This window comes from Pseudonocardia sp. CA-142604 (assembly GCF_050948475.1).
Taxonomy (GTDB): Bacteria; Actinomycetota; Actinomycetes; order Mycobacteriales; family Pseudonocardiaceae; genus Pseudonocardia; species Pseudonocardia alaniniphila.
Genome location: NZ_CP192045.1, coordinates 8,151,354 through 8,166,199, shown reverse-complemented (window position 1 = coordinate 8,166,199; position 14,846 = coordinate 8,151,354). Strand labels below are relative to the sequence as shown.

The following is a 14,846-nucleotide window of genomic DNA, read 5'->3' as shown; positions in this document are numbered from 1 at the left end:
GCCGTCAGTACTTCCGGACGAACTCGATGACGGCCCTGGCGAGCGCTGGCCCGGCGTCTTCCTGTACGAAGTGGCCGGCCCCCGGGATGTCGGGATGATCGTGCCCGGCCGCTCCGGGGAAGTTCTTGATCATCCCGGCAGCCATGGGCTTGGTGAACACCTCACCGTCGCTGAAGGCGCAGAGCAGAGGTATGTGCAGCTCGGAAAGAACCGTCCAGATCCGGCGTGCGGCTGCGGCGGTCGGATGGTCGGGAGTGGTGGGCACCAGTGCGGGCATGGCGCGCGGTCCGGCTTTGTACGAATCGTCGGGGAACGGGGCGTCATATGCGGCGAGAGCGGCCGACGGTAATGGTTTCTGCACCAGTTCGGAAATGAGTCCGGAGATGCGGAGGTCGGGGGACGTCTCGATGCTCCGCCGGTAGTCCCACCATTGCTGGGGCATCTCCGTGTGGCCGTAGGGGATGCCGGTGTTGGACATGACGAGGCGGGAGAATCGGCCCGGGTCCTCGGCTGCCAGGCCGAGGCCGAATGCCCCGCCCCAGTCGTGGCCGAGCAAGGTGATTTCGCGCAGGTCCAGGGCCTCGAAGAGCAGTGCGCCCAGCCACTGGACGTGCCGTTCGAACGTGTGATCGGACTGCTCGGCGGGCTTGTCGGAGCGGCCGAAGCCCACGAGGTCCGGTGCGATCACGCGGAACCCGGCGTCGACCAGCACCGGGAGCATCGACCGGTAGAGGAACGACCAGGTGGGCTCGCCATGGAGCAGGAGAACCACGGGACCGGCGGGCGGGCCGGCCGTGACGTACGCCATTCGCAACGATCCGCCGGCGGCGTCGACAATGGTGGCGTACTCGGGCACGAAGTCGAAACCGGACAGGTCGGAGAAACTTTCGTCCGGCGTTCTCAGGAATCGCATGAAATGACAGTACGCGGCGCACCTGTGAGGTCCTGCCGCGTTGGCCGCACGGCGACATGCAGTGTGCTGACCACCGGGCAGGACTGGCAATTGCGAACCTCATGCGGCAGAGTGCCACGCGGCGCGGCAGACCCCCCGACTGCCGTCGTTCGTCCGACCTGGACCGTCGAAAGGAGAGCTTATGAAAGCGCGCCACGGATACCCTGAGCGCGTTGCCTCCGCTGACGTCACCGCTGCCGAGGATGCCGACGACTGCGGTCGCGTCCTGCGTGAGCTGCGGACCATCAAGCACGTCAGTGCCGCCGAGCTCGCGGCTCGCGCGGGCGTCAGCGAACGGGACGTCGCCGAGTTCGAAGCCGGCAGGATCATCCCGCCACGGCCGGCCTTCAGTGCCTACCTGAGGGTCCTGGGCTACGCCTGAGCCGCAGTGGGCCGTCGGTCACCTCGCTCCCTCCAGGCCGTGGCACGCAAGCCGCGTGCCACCGATGTGTGAGCGGCGTGTCCTCTGTGGAAGCTCGCTGAGCTCCGAGTTGGCGTGAAATGTCCGTAAACGGGGGTTTCGTGTCCTTGTCCGTTCCGGCCGCCGGCCCGATGCTCCGTGTCGGAAACTCGGCGAAAGGACGATCTTGAGCAGCGAGTCGACGGCCCCGGACACCATCGTGCTGATCCACGGGTTCTGGGTGACCCCCCGGAGCTGGGAGCACTGGATCACCCGTTACGAGCAGCGCGGATTCCGCGTGATCACACCCGCCTACCCGGGCTACGAGGTGGAGGTCGAGGCGCTCAACGCCGACCCGTCCCCGATCGAGGCCGCGACGATCCCGGGGATCGTCGAGCACCTCGAGTCGGTGGTGCGTGACCTCGACTCGCCACCCATCCTGATGGGCCACTCGGCAGGCGGCGCGTTCACGCAGATCCTGCTCGACCACGGCTTCGGCGCCGCCGGGGTGGCGCTGAACTCGGCGCCCACCGAGGGCGTGCCCGTGGTGCCACTGAGCCAGATCAAGGCGACGTTCCCTGTGCTGGGGAACCCCGCCAACCGGCACAAGGCTGTGGGCTACACCCACGAGCAGTGGCACTACGCGTTCACGAACACCTTCACGGAGGAGGAGTCGAAGGCGCTCTACGAGCGCTATCACATCCCTGCTTCCGGTTCGATCCTCTTCGAGTCCGCGCTCGCCAACCTCCAGCCGGGCCACCAGGGCACCTGGGTCGACTACCACAACGACCGGCGTGCGCCCCTGCTGTTCATCGCCGGCACCGAGGACCACCTCATGCCGCCCAAGGTGCAGTGGTCGAACGCCAAGCACTACAAGTCCGACACGATCACCGAGGTGGTGGAGTTCAGCGGCAAGTCACACCTGCTGCCCGCCCAGCAGGGGTGGGAGGAGATCGCCGACTACGCCCTGGCCTGGGCCGTCCGGCACGCCACCGCGAGGGTCGCTGGAGCGACGACCCCGGCATGACCGGGGTTCGCATCACCCACATCGGCGGGCCGACCGCTCTGATCGAGATCGACGGCTGGCGGCTGCTCACCGATCCCACCTTCGACGCCCCCGGCCGCCGGTACGCCTTCGGCTGGGGGACGTCGTCGCGGAAGCTGACCGGACCGGCGATCGCGGCGCCGGACCTCGGCCCGATCGACGCCGTGCTGCTCAGCCACGACCACCACGGTGACAACCTGGACGACGCCGGGCGTGCGCTGCTCCCGTCGGCGGGCAGGGTCCTCACGACCGTGGCCGGGGCCGGGCGGCTGGGCGGGGATGCCCGTGGTCTGCGGCCGTGGGAAACCACCCGGCTCGAGGCGGCAGGACGCCCGACGATCGACGTGACCGCCACACCGTGCCGCCACGGCCCGCCGGCCAGCCGCATCGTCGTCGGTGACGTGATCGGTTTCGCCCTCCGCTTCGACGGTCAGGAGCGCGGGGTGCTGTGGATCTCGGGCGACACGGTGCTCTACGACGGTGTGCGTCAGGTCGCCGACCGGATCCAGGTCGGCATCGCTCTCCTGCACCTCGGGGGCGTGCGGTTCCCGGTGACGGGACCGGTGCGCTACTCCATGACGGCCGCGCAGGCGGTCGAGACGGTGCGCCTGGTGCGGCCGCATACCGCCGTCCCCGTGCACTACGAGGGGTGGGCGCACTTCGCGCAGGGCCGGGACGCCGTCGATCGCGAGTTCGCCGGTGCGCCGGAGGATCTCCGCCGTCGGCTGCGCTGGCTGCCCCTCGGCGCAGGGGTGGACGTCGCCTCGTGAGCCCGGTTCACACGGTGCCCTCGGCCACCCCGGTCGTGCGGAAGCGCTGCCGGTAGGCGTGCGGCGTGGTGCCCATCTCACGGGTGAAGCTGCGTCGCAACGCCTCCGTGGAGCTCATCCCGGCCCGCCGCGCGATGGTGTCGAGCGGTGCGTCCGACGCCTCCAACAGCATGCGCGCGGCCTCGACCCGTACCTGCTCGACGTAGCGGGTCGGGGTGATGCCGAGCTCGCGGAGGAACACACGGGCGAGGTGACGCTCGCTGAACCCGGCCCGCTCGCTGAGCACAGCGACCCGATGGTCGCCCGCCGGGTCGGCGACGATGGCGTCGAGGATCTCGCGCAGCGGTGACCGGGCGGGCGGCTGCGTCCGCATCCGGACGCTGAACTGGGTCTGCCCGCCCGGACGCTGCATGAAGACCACGAGGAACTGGGCCACCTGCCGGGTGAGGTCGGGGCCGTGGTCGGCTTCGACCAGCGCCAGCGCGAGATCGATCCCGGCGGTCACGCCCGCGCAGGTGAACACCCGCCCGTCGCCCACGAAGATCGGGTTGCGTTCCACGGTGGTGGCGGGAAAGCGCTCGGCGAGGTCGTCGAGGAACAGCCAGTGGGTCGTGGCGCGCCTGCCTTCCAGCAGGCCGACGGAACCCAGCAGGAAGGCACCGGCGCAGACCGCCGCCACGCGCCGGGCCCGGGCCGCCCCGCTGCGGAGCACGGCGAGGAGCGGCTCGTCCTCCATCAGGCGCGCCCAGTGGGGTGTGCCGGGGATCAGGAACGTGTCGATGGGACCGTCGAGCTCGTCGAGCGACGAAGCGACGCCCATCCGGAGACCGGAGGCGCTGACGGTGTCGCGCCCGTCCGCCGAGACGATGTGTACGCCGTAAATGCCGCCGCCCGCCAGTTGGTCAGCCACGTAGAACACCTCGGCCGGGCCCATGAGGTCGAGGACCTGGGCGCCGTCGTAGGCGAGGAGCGCGACGGTCCGCATCGGCCGTCAGCCGTGCCGCTTGACGAACTCCAGCGCCTTCTCCGCCACCTCACGCCAGCCGTGGTCGATCGTGAGGGCGTGGCCGCGGTCGGGCATCTCCACGATCTCGGTGGTGCCGGGGTTCTTCTGCTGCTGCTTGAAGCTCGCGTTCGAGATCGCCCACGGCACGGTGTTGTCCTTCTCGCCGGAGATGATCAGGAGCGGACCGCGGTCGGGGTTGTGGGTGTCGACCTTCACCTCGGTGAACGGGTTGAGGTTCGCGGTCGCCGCCTGGAACAGCGTCACCCCGGACGCGGGCACGTGGAACTCCTCGTACAGCGACCGGGCCTCGTCCTCGGGCAGGGCGTTGGCCCAGCCGTACTGGAACTGCTCGAACGTCAGCGCGACGGCGCGTCCGATGTTCAGCGGGTTGCCCAGTACGGGCGAGGCCGACTTGAGCGACGACACCGGCAGCGGCAGCACTCCGCGGAACGGGGCCGGATCGATCGCGACGGTGACGGCGGACGCGCCCTCCCCGGCGATCAGCTGCGCGATGAGCCCGCCGAACGAGTGCCCGACGACCGCGGGCGGGCGGCCGAGCGTGCTGATCGCATCGAGGTAGTGGTCGGCGACGTACCTGACCATCTTGTGGGCGAAGACCTCCGGATCCTTGCGGGCCTCCTCGACGCTGTCCGGGTCGTCCGGCCAGCCGGGTGCGATGGCCGCGTACCCGTTCTCCTCGAACAGTGAGCGCCACCGGTCCCAGCTGCTCGACAGCAGCCAGAGCCCGTGAACGAACACCACCGGTGGCAACCCCAGCTCGTTGGCGCGGGCGATCTCGTGCCGCTCGCGCTCGGTGAGCCCGGTCATCGTCGTCTCCTGTCCGGCCCCGGTGTGTTTCCGAGATCCTCAGGCGGCGGATCGTAGGGCTGTGGCTCCCGGGTTGACCAGGAGCCACGTGTGAAATTCAGCGATCGTCCATTCCGAACCGGACTGCCGGGTCAGGATCCGTTCAGGAGCTGCTCGAACGGGGTCGGCTCGACGAACGGGTCCACCGCCTTCTGTGCCGGGCGGGCGGCGACGATCTCGGCCAGCTCCCCGGCGGCCCGCGCGATCCGCTGGTCCAGCGACTGGGCGGTCCGGTCGCCGGCGCCCCAGTCCTCGGGAGCCGAGAACACCGACGTCGGCACGACCATCGCGCGCAGGAAGGCGAACAGGGGGCGTACGGCGTGCTCCAGCGCGAGGGAGTGGCGTCCGGTGCCGCCGGTGGCGGCGATGAGCGTCGGCTTCCCGATGAGCGACTCGGACTCGAGCACGTCGAAGAACATCTTGAACAGCCCGTTGTAGGACGCCGAGAACGTCGGCGTGACCGCGATCAGGCCGTCAGCGTCGGCCACGGCTTTCAGGGCGGCCTGAAGCTCTGGCCTCGGGAACCCGGTCAGCAGGTTGTCGACGAGCTCGTGGCCGTGGTCGCGCAGTTCGATCACGTCGACCTCCGTGTCGACCCCGCGCTCGCGCAGGGCCGACACGGTGGCGGCGGCGAGCCGGTCGGCGAGCAGCCTGGTCGACGACGGGACGCTGATCCCGGCGCTCACCACAGCGATCGTGCGACGTGTCATGCAACGACCTCCTCGTTCTTCGTTTCGGCCGCGGCCTGCGCCAGCAGGCTCGCGTGCGTCGGGGCGTCCGGGACGCCGGCAGGCTTCAGCGCGGCGAACTCGCGGCGCAGCACCGGCACGACCTCCTCGCCCAGGATGTCCAGCTGTTCGAGCACCGTCTTGAGCGGCAGCCCGGCGTGGTCCATCAGGAACAGCTGGCGCTGGTAGTCGCCGGCCATCTCGCGGAAGGACAGGGTCTTCTCGATCACCTGCTGCGGGCTGCCCACCGTGAGCGCCGTCAGGTCCGTGAAGTCCTCGAGCGACGGGCCGTGGCCGTACACCGGCGCGTTGTCGAAGTACGGGCGGAACTCGGCCATGGCGTCCTGGGAGTTCTTCCGCATGAACACCTGCCCGCCCAGTCCCACGATGGCCTGGTCGGCGGAGCCGTGGCCGTAGTGCTCGAAGCGCGTGCGGTAGAGCTCCACCATCCGCTGGACGTGCTCCTTGTTCCAGAAGATGTTGTTGTGGAAGAAGCCGTCGCCGTAGTACGCCGCCTGCTCGGCGATCTCGGGGCTGCGGATCGAGGCGTGCCAGACGAACGGGGGCACGTCGTCGAGCGGCCGCGGCGTCGAGGTGAAGCTCTGCAGGGGCGAGCGGAACCGGCCCTCCCAGTCGACCACGTCCTCACGCCACAGCCTGCGCAGCAGCGCGTAGTTCTCGACGGCCAGCGGGATGCCGTTGCGGATGTCCTGGCCGAACCACGGGTAGACGGGGCCGGTGTTGCCGCGGCCGAGCATGAGGTCCACCCGACCGTCCGCGAGGTGCTGGAGCATCGCGAAGTCCTCCGCGATCTTCACCGGGTCGCTCGTGGTGATCAGCGTGGTCGCCGTCGAGAGTTCGAGCCGCTTCGTGCGCGCGGCGATGAAGCCGAGCAGCGTCGTCGGTGATGACGGCACGAACGGCGGGTTGTGGTGTTCGCCGGTCGCGAAGACGTCCAGCCCGACCTCTTCGGCCTTCAGCGCGATCGCGACCATCGCCTTGATCCGCTCCGCCTCGGTCGGCGTGCGGCCGTTCGTCGGGTCAGGGGTGACGTCCCCGACCGAGAAGATGCCGAGCTGCATGTCCTGCCTCCGGTCGTTGAAACTTGAATAGTCACTCAGACTTATCAACTCCGAGCGGTCCTCGCGTATGCCCTGAGGGTCGAGCCGCCTCCAGATTGTTGCATCTGCAATCACTACGATGAGCTGAACGTGCCGAGGGCGCCGGTTATGCCCGGAGGCTAGGAGCGGCTCTCCGTGGCACAGGAGCGGTGAACAGGCGATGCTCGGGACATGGACCGCCCGGAGCTCGCCGACTTCCTGCGCCGCCGCCGGGAGCAGCTGCGCCCGGCGGACGTCGGGCTCTCGGCAGGCCCACGGCGGCGTACGCCGGGCCTGCGCCGAGAGGAGGTCGCGCAGCTGGCGGGGGTGTCCGCCGACTACTGCACGCGGCTCGAGCAGCAGCGCAGCTCGCAGCCGTCACCGCAGGTGCTCGCGGCGCTGGCCCGCGCACTCCGGCTCACCGACGACGAGCGCGACCACCTGTTCGTCCTGGCGGGCCATCCGGTACCGGCCGGGCGGGCAGCGGGCGACCACGTCCGGCCCGGCCTGATGCATCTGCTCGACGCGCTGGTCGGCACGCCTGCGCAGATCCTCGGCGACCTCGGTGACCTGCTCGCCCAGAACGAGATGGCCCGGTTCCTCTTCGGGTCCGTCTGCTCGGAGCGGGAGGAGTCCCGCAACTTGGTGGTGCGATGGTTCACCGACCCGGCGGTGCGGGCGGCCTACCCACCCGAGGAGCACGAGTACCTCAGCCGCATCCATGTCGCCGACCTGCGCGCCGCCGTCGCCCGTCGGGGCACCGACGCCACCGCGACCGGGCTCGTCCGGCGGCTGCGCGCGGCCGGCGACGAGTTCACGCAGCTGTGGGACCGGCACGAGGTCGCCGTCCGCAGGCGCAGCCGGATGTGCGTGCTGCATCCGAGCATCGGGCTGATCGAGCTGGACAGCGAGACTCTGCTCACCCCGGCCGAGGACCAGAGACTCCTCGTCTTCACGCCGCCGCCGGGGAGTGCCACGGCCGAGAAGCTGAGCCTGCTGCGCGTGATCGGCGACCAGGACCTCACGCCGACCCGCGACTGACCACGGGCGCCTCGGCGTCCGTCACGCAATCCGCACCACATTCGAGGAGACACGCATGCCTACGGACATCCCCGCGCCCGTCGCGGACTACCTGACGGCGAAGGTCGGCGACCCCGTCGAGGCGGTGCTGAGGAATTTCGCCGACGACGCGGTCGTGCACGACGAGGGCACGAACCACGTCGGTGCCTCGGCGATCCGCGACTGGGCCGCCGAGATATCCGCGAGGTACCAGCTCGAGCGCACTGTGGTCGAGACACACCGGATCGGTGCCGCGGCGGTGGTCCTCGTCCGGGTCGCCGGGAACTTCCCGGGCAGCCCCGTCGACCTGCACCATCACTTCACGGTCTCCGATGACCGGATCACGGCCCTCACGATCTGCCCGTGACCGGCCCGATGCGCAAGCGCGAGTTCGACGGGCGCCGGGCCGTGGTCACCGGCGGCACGCGCGGCGGCATCGGCGCGGCGATCACCGCGCGGCTCACCGAGGCAGGCGCGCGTGTGCTCACCACCGCCCGATCCACGCCTGACGATCCGGCCGACGCCGAGCTTTTCGTGGCCGCAGACGTCGGCACCGCGGAGGGAATCGCACTGGTCGCCGATGCGGCCCTGCACCGGCTGGGCGGCGTGGACATCGTGGTCCACGTGGTCGGCGGGTCGCGCCAGGAGCCCGGCGGCGTGCTCGCCCTGTCCGACGACGACTGGGAGCAGGCCTTCGCCGTGAACCTCTTCGCGTCCGTGCGCCTGGACCGCGCGCTGCTCCCGTCGATGATCGACCAGGGCAAGGGAGCGATCGTGCACGTCACCTCGATACAGCGCAGGGTGCCGCTGCCCACGACCGTGCCCTACGCGGCGGCCAAGGCCGCCTTGACCAGCTACAGCAAGAACCTCGCCACGCAGGTGGCCCCGGCGGGGGTGCGGGTCAACACGGTGGCACCCGGGTTCGTCGAGACGGCGGGGGCGCGGGGGATGGTCAGCGCGCTCGCGGCCGCGGACGGCGTGGACGAGGCCAGCTCCCGCATGCGGATCATGGAGTCGATCGGCGGGATACCGCTCGGTCGCCCGGCCCGGCCTGAGGAGGTGGCCGAGCTGGTGCTTCCTCGTCTCGGACCGGGCCTCGGCGATCACCGGCGCGGAGCACGTCATCGACGGCGGGAGCACGCGGACGATCTGACGTCGGTGTCGCGGAAACGTCGTTTCCACGACACCGAGCCCGGACCGGGCGACGGGGTCAACGAGTGCGGCTGGAGAGCAATGCGGAGAGCTGCTCCCGGCGACCCCATGCGATCGGGGCGAGCAGGACGAAGAGGATCGCGGGCGTCACCATCCCGGCGGGCGCGCCGAGCACGACGGCCTGGGTGAACGCCGCCCCGATCATGAGGCCCATGAGCCCGATCGCGGCCGGTGCGGCCAGCCGCGGGATGAGGAGCCCGATCCCGCCGGCCAGCTCCAGGACGCCGACGAGGAAGCGGAACCATTGGCCTGCGCCGATCTGTTCGAACAGCCACACCGCAAAGGGGTCGCCGTAGAACTTCGGAATCGCCGAGGCGATCACGAAGAACAGGCCGATCACGATCTGGAGGCCCCAGAGGACGCGGTGGGTGGTGCGGCCGAGGGAAGCTGCGGGGGTGGAGGTGGTCATGGAATGTTCCTTCCGGTGAGGAGCACGGGCCGGCTGTCGGGGGTAGGACCCGCCGGTATCGGAGAAGTCATCGGTGCTCCGGAGGACGGGAGGCGGCCGATGGGTGACTCCGCTCACGCGGGGAGATCGGTGCTCGGCCGGGCGATCGCTGTGCTCGAGTCGTTCTCCGACGAGAATCCGGAGCTGACGCTCGGGGAGATCGCCGCGGCCACCGGCCTGGCCTCGGCCACCGCCCATCGGCTCGTCGCCGAGCTGGTGGAATGGGGTGCGCTGGAGCGGCCGGCGCGCGGGCGCTACCGGATCGGCATCCGCCTGTGGGAGCTCGGCGCCCTCGCGCCCGTGCCGCGGACCTTGCGCGACTCCGCCCTGCCGGTCATGCAGGACCTCGCCGCGGTGACGGGCCACGTCGTGCACCTGGTCGTGCTCGACGGCCACGAGGCCCTCTTCGTCGAGCGGCTCGCCGGGCACTCCCACGTGCATGTGCGCTCGCGCGTCGGCGGACGGCTGCCGCTGCACGCGAGCGGCCCCGGCAAGATCATGCTCGCGCACGCCCCGGCAGAGTTCGTCGACGAAGTCGTGGCCCGCGGGCTGCCCCGGCTCGCCGCCGGCACCATCACCGACCCGCGGCGGCTCCGGCAGGCTCTCGCCGAGGTCCGCAGCACCGGGTACTGCCTGTCCCGCAACGAGATGACCGACGGTGCGTCGTCCGTGGCCGCGCCGATCACGGGACCGTCCAGAGACGTCGTCGCGAGCATCGCCGTGGTCGTGCCCAGCAGCACCGAGAACCTCCAGCGGCTGGTGCCGGCCGTGCGGATCGGGGCCGCCGCTGTGACCAGGACGCTCCGTCCCCGTTCTCCACTGGGTGAGAGGAAGCGCTGACGGATCCGCGCCGGGCGCCGATACTCCCGCGCACATCGGCAGAAAGGCTCAGGAGATGTCCGCGGATTCAACGGTGAACCCGACCAGCGTCCGAGATCGCCATGCCGCCGGTTGGGTGGCGCCGCTGTGCTGGTCGGCCGTGGCTCTCGAGGGCTACGACCTGGTGGTGCTGGGCGTGGTGCTGCCGTCGCTGCTGCGCTATCCCGACTGGGGACTCACCCCCGCCACGGCCTCGCTGATCTCCGTGGTCGGCCTGCTGGGCGTGATGGTCGGAGCGCTCGCCATCGGTCCCGTCACCGATATCGTCGGCCGCCGGCGGACGATGCTGCTCACCGTCATCGCGTTCTCGGTGCTCACCCTGCTCTGTGCGTTCGCCCCGAACCCGTGGATCTTCGCGCTGCTGCGCTTCGTCGCCGGCCTCGGTCTCGGCGGCGTGCTGCCCGTGGCGATCGCGTTGGTCAACGAGTACGCCCACCAGGGGCGCTCCGGGAGTGCCACCACGACGCTCATGACGGGCTACCACGTCGGCGCCGTGGTCACGTCCCTTCTCGGCATCGCCGTGATCCCGGCACTCGGCTGGCGGGCGATGTTCGTGATCGGCGCCCTGCCCGCGCTGGTGCTGGTGCCGCTGATCCTGCGCTACCTGCCGGAGTCGGAGTCCTTCCTGCGGGACCGCGCGTCGGGGGGCCGCTCGAACCACGAGCGCAACCCCGTGACGACCCTCTTCCGCGATGGGTACCTGCGCGCCACCATCGCGTTCTGGGTGACCTCGTTCATGGGGTTGCTGCTCGTCTACGGCCTGAACACGTGGCTGCCGGAGATCATGCGCTCCGCCGGGTACGACCTGGGAGCTGCGCTCGCCCTGCTGCTCGTGCTGAACGTCGGCGCGATCGTCGGGCTGCTGGTGGCAGGCCAGGTGGCCAACCGCATCGGCACGCGCACCTCGACCATCGCCTGGTTCACCCTGGCCACGCTCTTCCTGGCGCTGCTGAGCATCCGGATCCCGGGCATCGGCGTCTACGTGAGCGTGCTGCTGGCCGGTGTGTTCGTGTTCAGCGCACAGGTGCTCGTCTACGCCTACGTGAGCCAGTTCTACCCGGCCGCCGCCCGGGGCACGGCAATCGGCGCCGCCAGCGGCATCGGCCGGTTGGGCGCGATCACCGGCCCGCTGATCGGTGGCGCGCTGCTCACTGCCGGCATCGCGTACCCGTGGGGCTTCTACATCTTCGCCGCGGTGGCGGCCGTCGGCGCCGTGTCCGTGGCGATCGTGGCCCGCACCGGTGACCCCGACGCCGTCGAGAGGGCCGCCGTCGAGAGGACTGACGCGGGATGAGCGAGCCAGGCCGCACCGTCCGCGATGCGACCTTCGACGTCCTGCGTCGTCACGGTCTGACCACCATCTTCGCCAACCCCGGGTCCACCGAGATCGCGTTCCTGACCGACCTCCCCGACGACATCGACTTCGTCCTGGCACTCCACGAGGGCTCGGTCGTCGGGATCGCGACGGGGTGGGCGACTGCCATGGACCGGCCCGCTCTGGTCAACCTGCACACCACGGCAGGCCTGGGCAACGCCGTCGGGGCGCTCGCGACCGCGCGGGTGAACCGCGTGCCGCTGGTGGTGATCGTGGGCCAGCAGGATCGCCGCCATCTCGCGCTGCAGCCGTTCCTCGCCGGTGAGCTGGAGGGGCTGGCCGGGCGGTACCCGGTGTGGGTCACCACGCCCGCACGCCCCCAGGACGTGCCGGGTGCGGTGGCGAGGGCCTGGCACGAGGCGCGCGGCGGCCGCGGCCCGGCGCTCGTGATCGTGCCGAGCGACGACTGGAGCGCTCCCGCCGACGACACCCCGCCCGGCGCGCCCGCGGTGCTGCACCGCGCATCGGCCGTCGACCCCGCGGCCGTCGACGCGCTCACGGACCTGGTCGGCCGGGCCGAGTCACCGGCTCTCGTCGTGGGAGCCGACGCCGACGACGCCGAGACCTGGTCGGCTCTCGTCGAGCTCGCGGAGCGGTTGCGCTGCCCGGTGTGGCAGGAGCCGTTCGCTGCCCGCGCCGGGTTCCCGCAGGATCACCCACAGTTCTCCGGGCACCTTCCTGCCGGCCGGGCCCGGCTCCGGCAGGTGCTGGCGGGCCACGACGTCGTGCTCGTCGTGGGAGCGCCGGTGTTCCGGCAGTACCCGTTCGAGGCGGGCCCGCTGGTCGAGGACGGCACGGTGGTCGCGCTGATCACCGACGACGCCGAGGACGCCCACCACAGCCCCGTCGACCTCGCGGTGGTGGCGAGCCCGGCGCCGGTCTGCCGCCGGCTCGCCGCGCGCCTGCCCGAACGGACGGAGGCGCCCCTCCGGGTAGCCGACCGCGTCGCGCCGCCGCCTCCTCCGGGGGCGGGCGAGCCGCTGCGCGCCGCCCACGTGATGGCGGCACTGGCGCAGCGGATCCCGGCCGAGACCATCCTCGTCGAGGAGACGCCGTCGACGCGTCCCGACCTGCACCGGTTGGTGCCTGCGCGACGCCCACTGGGCTTCCTCAGCGCGGCCATGGGCGGGCTCGGGTTCGCGATGCCCGCGGCGATCGGCGTGCGGATGGCCCGGCCGGACCAGCCGGTGATCGCCGTGGTGGGGGACGGTTCGTCGCTGTACGGCATCCAGTCACTGTGGAGCGCCGCGCACTACGGCTGCGGCGTGCTGTTCGTCGTGCTCGCCAACGGCCGGTACGCGATCATGGACCGGCTGGCCGAGCAGCACGGGAACGGCGGCGGCAAGCCACCGTGGCCGGCGTTCACCGAGGTCAGCGTGCACGGGCTGGCGCTGGCACTGGGGTGTCCGGCCGAGCGGGTGGACAGCTATCCCGCGCTCGTCGAGAAGCTGGACGCGGTGGTGCCGACCCTCGGCGACCGCAGGGAACCGCTGGTGCTCGAGGTGGCGGTGGAGCCGGAACGGACCTTCCAGCCCTAGCGAGCAGGCGCTCACCAGTGCGCGTGCTCGCCCGGCCCGGCGAACAGCGGAGATGTGTTGATCACGAGCGCGCCGTCCCGGCAGGGACCATCGTGGACTCGACGGCCGTGAGGTCGCGCCCGCGGGTTTCGGGGGAGAGCAATGCGGTGACCACCGAGACGGCGATCAACAGGATCACCCACCAGTAGAACAGCGACGTGCTCTGGCGCTGGTCGAAGAAGGCCTGGAGGTAGGGCGCGGTGCCGCCGAACAGCGCGACGGCCAGCGAGTAGGGCACGCCGAAGCCCACGGCGCGGATGCCCGTGGGGAACATCTCGGCGAACAGCGCCGGGATGATCGACACCGCTCCTGCGACCAGCACCAGCGCCACGCCCATCGCCGCCAGCAACTGCCAGGTCTGCCCCTGGATCAGCCCTTCGAGCGGGAAGGTCAGCACGGCGAGCAGTACCCAGCTGATGAGGAGAACCGCGCGGCGGCCGATCCGGTCCGAGAGCGCTCCCCACAGCGGCAGCACCAGGATGAACAACACGAGTGCGGCGGTGGCGGCCCAGAGGGCGCCGGAGGGGTCGGTGCCGCGTTGCTGGATGGCGAACGGGGCGGCGGCGACCGACCACAGATAGAAGGTGATGGTGCCGCCTGCGGTGAGGCCGATGACGCGGAGCAGGAGTGTGGGGTGGGCGAAGAATTGTCGCCGGATCGGGGTGCGTGGTCCGGTGGTGGCGTGGGCGAAGACGGGAGTTTCGGCCATGCGTTTGCGCATGACGACGGCGAAGAGTCCGATGAGGCCGCCGAGGAGGAAGGGGATGCGCCAGCCGTAGGCGATCATGTCGGTGTGGGTGAGGTGGCCGGCGAGTACGGCGCCGAGGATGGTGCCGGCGAGGGTGCCCAGGGAGCCGGAGAAGTAGATGAGGCTGGACCAGAGGCCGCGGCGGGTGGGGGGTGCGACTTCGGCGAGGTAGGTCTGGGCGGAGGGGAGTTCGCCGCCTTGGGCGAGGCCCTGGATGAGCCGGGCGAGTAGCAGCACGATGGGGGCGGCGATGCCGATGGTGGCTGCGGTGGGGGTGAGGCCGATGATGAGGCTGCCGGCTGCGGCGACGGCCACGGTCAGGGTCATGGCGGGTTGGCGTCCGGCGTGGTCGGCGAGCCAGCCGAAGAGCAGGCCGCCGAAGGGCCGGGCGATGAATCCGACGGCGAAGACGGCGAGGGTGGCCAGTAGTGCGCTGCCGGGGGTGGTGTTGGTGAAGAACTGGGATGCGAAGAACACCGAGAACGTGGCGTAGACGTTCCAGTCGTACCATTCGAACGCATTTCCGACGCCGATGGTGACCAGCAGGCCGACTCGACCGGGCGGTCTGTTCGAGCGGCTCCCGGGCACTTTCTGAACGCTCCCTTCGGAAACTTCTTGCAAGATCTTATGGGTTGACCGGACCTGTCGGCAGGGCATTCGTCGGGATATGCCGAGTTCAT

General features: G+C 70.7%; 15 protein-coding genes and 1 pseudogene. 9 read left to right on the top strand and 7 right to left on the bottom strand.

All coding sequences use genetic code 11. The features are described 5' to 3' along the window. Positions 1 to 4: 4 nt before the first annotated feature. Entirely contained in the window at positions 5 to 913 is a 909-nt protein-coding gene (locus ACQPZQ_RS36985; RefSeq protein WP_433288776.1) for a haloalkane dehalogenase, read from the bottom strand. Between the two features lie 181 nt (positions 914 to 1,094). Here ACQPZQ_RS36985 and ACQPZQ_RS36980 point away from each other — a divergent pair, with 181 nt between their 5' ends. The 3 genes from ACQPZQ_RS36980 to ACQPZQ_RS36970 all read left to right on the top strand — a co-directional run bounded on the left by ACQPZQ_RS36980 (position 1,095) and on the right by ACQPZQ_RS36970 (position 3,167). Further along, positions 1,095 to 1,334 (top strand): helix-turn-helix domain-containing protein, encoded by a 240-nt coding sequence (locus ACQPZQ_RS36980; RefSeq protein WP_241041483.1) that lies wholly within the window; start codon positions 1,095 to 1,097, stop codon positions 1,332 to 1,334. A 205-nt stretch (positions 1,335 to 1,539) separates the two neighbouring features. Then, positions 1,540 to 2,379, top strand: a complete 840-nt coding sequence (locus tag ACQPZQ_RS36975) for an alpha/beta hydrolase (RefSeq protein WP_433288774.1) — start codon at positions 1,540 to 1,542, stop codon at positions 2,377 to 2,379. Then, entirely contained in the window at positions 2,376 to 3,167 is a 792-nt protein-coding gene (locus ACQPZQ_RS36970; RefSeq protein WP_433288772.1) for an MBL fold metallo-hydrolase, read from the top strand. Before ACQPZQ_RS36975 ends, ACQPZQ_RS36970 begins: the two co-directional genes overlap by 4 nt. 7 nt (positions 3,168 to 3,174) lie before the next feature. Here the strand turns inward: ACQPZQ_RS36970 and ACQPZQ_RS36965 are convergent, their stop codons facing one another. The 4 genes from ACQPZQ_RS36965 to ACQPZQ_RS36950 all read right to left on the bottom strand — a co-directional run bounded on the left by ACQPZQ_RS36965 (position 3,175) and on the right by ACQPZQ_RS36950 (position 6,850). Further along, a complete protein-coding gene (locus ACQPZQ_RS36965) occupies positions 3,175 to 4,152 on the bottom strand; it encodes a GlxA family transcriptional regulator (protein ID WP_433288770.1) in 978 nt (325 codons plus the stop codon). A 6-nt stretch (positions 4,153 to 4,158) separates the two neighbouring features. Then, the gene (locus ACQPZQ_RS36960) at positions 4,159 to 5,001 is read right to left on the bottom strand and encodes an alpha/beta hydrolase (protein WP_433288768.1); all 843 of its coding nucleotides are present in this window, start codon (positions 4,999 to 5,001) and stop codon (positions 4,159 to 4,161) included. A gap of 131 nt (positions 5,002 to 5,132) precedes the next feature. Further along, entirely contained in the window at positions 5,133 to 5,750 is a 618-nt protein-coding gene (locus tag ACQPZQ_RS36955; protein ID WP_433288766.1) for an FMN reductase, read from the bottom strand. After that, positions 5,747 to 6,850 carry an LLM class flavin-dependent oxidoreductase gene (locus ACQPZQ_RS36950; protein WP_433288764.1) on the bottom strand — a complete coding sequence of 368 codons (1,104 nt, stop codon included), beginning with the start codon at positions 6,848 to 6,850 and terminating at the stop codon, positions 5,747 to 5,749. The genes ACQPZQ_RS36955 and ACQPZQ_RS36950 overlap by 4 nt, the downstream gene beginning before the upstream one ends. Positions 6,851 to 7,060: 210 nt before the next feature. Here ACQPZQ_RS36950 and ACQPZQ_RS36945 point away from each other — a divergent pair, with 210 nt between their 5' ends. The 3 genes and pseudogenes from ACQPZQ_RS36945 to ACQPZQ_RS36935 all read left to right on the top strand — a co-directional run. Next, the gene (locus ACQPZQ_RS36945) at positions 7,061 to 7,909 is read left to right on the top strand and encodes a helix-turn-helix transcriptional regulator (protein ID WP_433288762.1); all 849 of its coding nucleotides are present in this window, start codon (positions 7,061 to 7,063) and stop codon (positions 7,907 to 7,909) included. Between the two features lie 55 nt (positions 7,910 to 7,964). Then, positions 7,965 to 8,294 carry a nuclear transport factor 2 family protein gene (locus ACQPZQ_RS36940; RefSeq protein ID WP_433288760.1) on the top strand — a complete coding sequence of 110 codons (330 nt, stop codon included), beginning with the start codon at positions 7,965 to 7,967 and terminating at the stop codon, positions 8,292 to 8,294. Positions 8,295 to 8,302: 8 nt separating this feature from the next. Continuing rightward, positions 8,303 to 8,944, top strand: a pseudogene (locus tag ACQPZQ_RS36935) (oxidoreductase); the annotation flags it as partial. A 193-nt stretch (positions 8,945 to 9,137) separates the two neighbouring features. Here the strand turns inward: ACQPZQ_RS36935 and ACQPZQ_RS36930 are convergent. Next, positions 9,138 to 9,548, bottom strand: coding sequence for a DoxX family protein (locus tag ACQPZQ_RS36930; protein ID WP_433288758.1), 411 nt, complete (start codon positions 9,546 to 9,548; stop codon positions 9,138 to 9,140). A gap of 99 nt (positions 9,549 to 9,647) precedes the next feature. On the opposite strand from ACQPZQ_RS36930, the gene ACQPZQ_RS36925 reads away from it, so the two are divergent. From ACQPZQ_RS36925 to mdlC, 3 genes are read left to right on the top strand one after another with little or no spacing between them, the layout of a single operon-like run. Beyond that, positions 9,648 to 10,427: an IclR family transcriptional regulator gene (locus tag ACQPZQ_RS36925; protein ID WP_433288756.1), complete on the top strand. Its 780-nt coding sequence runs from the start codon at positions 9,648 to 9,650 to the stop codon at positions 10,425 to 10,427. A 55-nt stretch (positions 10,428 to 10,482) separates the two neighbouring features. Further along, positions 10,483 to 11,760: an MFS transporter gene (locus ACQPZQ_RS36920; RefSeq protein WP_433288754.1), complete on the top strand. Its 1,278-nt coding sequence runs from the start codon at positions 10,483 to 10,485 to the stop codon at positions 11,758 to 11,760. After that, entirely contained in the window at positions 11,757 to 13,379 is a 1,623-nt protein-coding gene (gene mdlC / locus ACQPZQ_RS36915) for a benzoylformate decarboxylase (RefSeq protein WP_433288751.1), read from the top strand. Before ACQPZQ_RS36920 ends, mdlC begins: the two co-directional genes overlap by 4 nt. Positions 13,380 to 13,440: 61 nt before the next feature. Here the strand turns inward: mdlC and ACQPZQ_RS36910 are convergent, their stop codons facing one another. Beyond that, positions 13,441 to 14,754 carry an MFS transporter gene (locus tag ACQPZQ_RS36910; RefSeq protein WP_433288750.1) on the bottom strand — a complete coding sequence of 438 codons (1,314 nt, stop codon included), beginning with the start codon at positions 14,752 to 14,754 and terminating at the stop codon, positions 13,441 to 13,443. Positions 14,755 to 14,846 lie beyond the last annotated feature (92 nt).

Bases quoted from the DNA above. Each gene is read 5' to 3' on its own strand.
- ACQPZQ_RS36985 (WP_433288776.1), bottom strand. From the start codon at position 913: ATGCGATTCCTGAGAACGCCGGACGAAAGTTTCTCCGACCTGTCCGGT.
- ACQPZQ_RS36980 (WP_241041483.1), top strand. From the start codon at position 1,095: ATGAAAGCGCGCCACGGATACCCTGAGCGCGTTGCCTCCGCTGACGTC.
- ACQPZQ_RS36970 (WP_433288772.1), top strand. From the start codon at position 2,376: ATGACCGGGGTTCGCATCACCCACATCGGCGGGCCGACCGCTCTGATC.
- ACQPZQ_RS36965 (WP_433288770.1), bottom strand. From the start codon at position 4,152: ATGCGGACCGTCGCGCTCCTCGCCTACGACGGCGCCCAGGTCCTCGAC.
- ACQPZQ_RS36960 (WP_433288768.1), bottom strand. From the start codon at position 5,001: ATGACCGGGCTCACCGAGCGCGAGCGGCACGAGATCGCCCGCGCCAAC.
- ACQPZQ_RS36955 (WP_433288766.1), bottom strand. From the start codon at position 5,750: ATGACACGTCGCACGATCGCTGTGGTGAGCGCCGGGATCAGCGTCCCG.
- ACQPZQ_RS36950 (WP_433288764.1), bottom strand. From the start codon at position 6,850: ATGCAGCTCGGCATCTTCTCGGTCGGGGACGTCACCCCTGACCCGACG.
- ACQPZQ_RS36945 (WP_433288762.1), top strand. From the start codon at position 7,061: ATGGACCGCCCGGAGCTCGCCGACTTCCTGCGCCGCCGCCGGGAGCAG.
- ACQPZQ_RS36940 (WP_433288760.1), top strand. From the start codon at position 7,965: ATGCCTACGGACATCCCCGCGCCCGTCGCGGACTACCTGACGGCGAAG.
- ACQPZQ_RS36930 (WP_433288758.1), bottom strand. From the start codon at position 9,548: ATGACCACCTCCACCCCCGCAGCTTCCCTCGGCCGCACCACCCACCGC.
- ACQPZQ_RS36925 (WP_433288756.1), top strand. From the start codon at position 9,648: ATGGGTGACTCCGCTCACGCGGGGAGATCGGTGCTCGGCCGGGCGATC.
- ACQPZQ_RS36920 (WP_433288754.1), top strand. From the start codon at position 10,483: ATGTCCGCGGATTCAACGGTGAACCCGACCAGCGTCCGAGATCGCCAT.
- mdlC (WP_433288751.1), top strand. From the start codon at position 11,757: ATGAGCGAGCCAGGCCGCACCGTCCGCGATGCGACCTTCGACGTCCTG.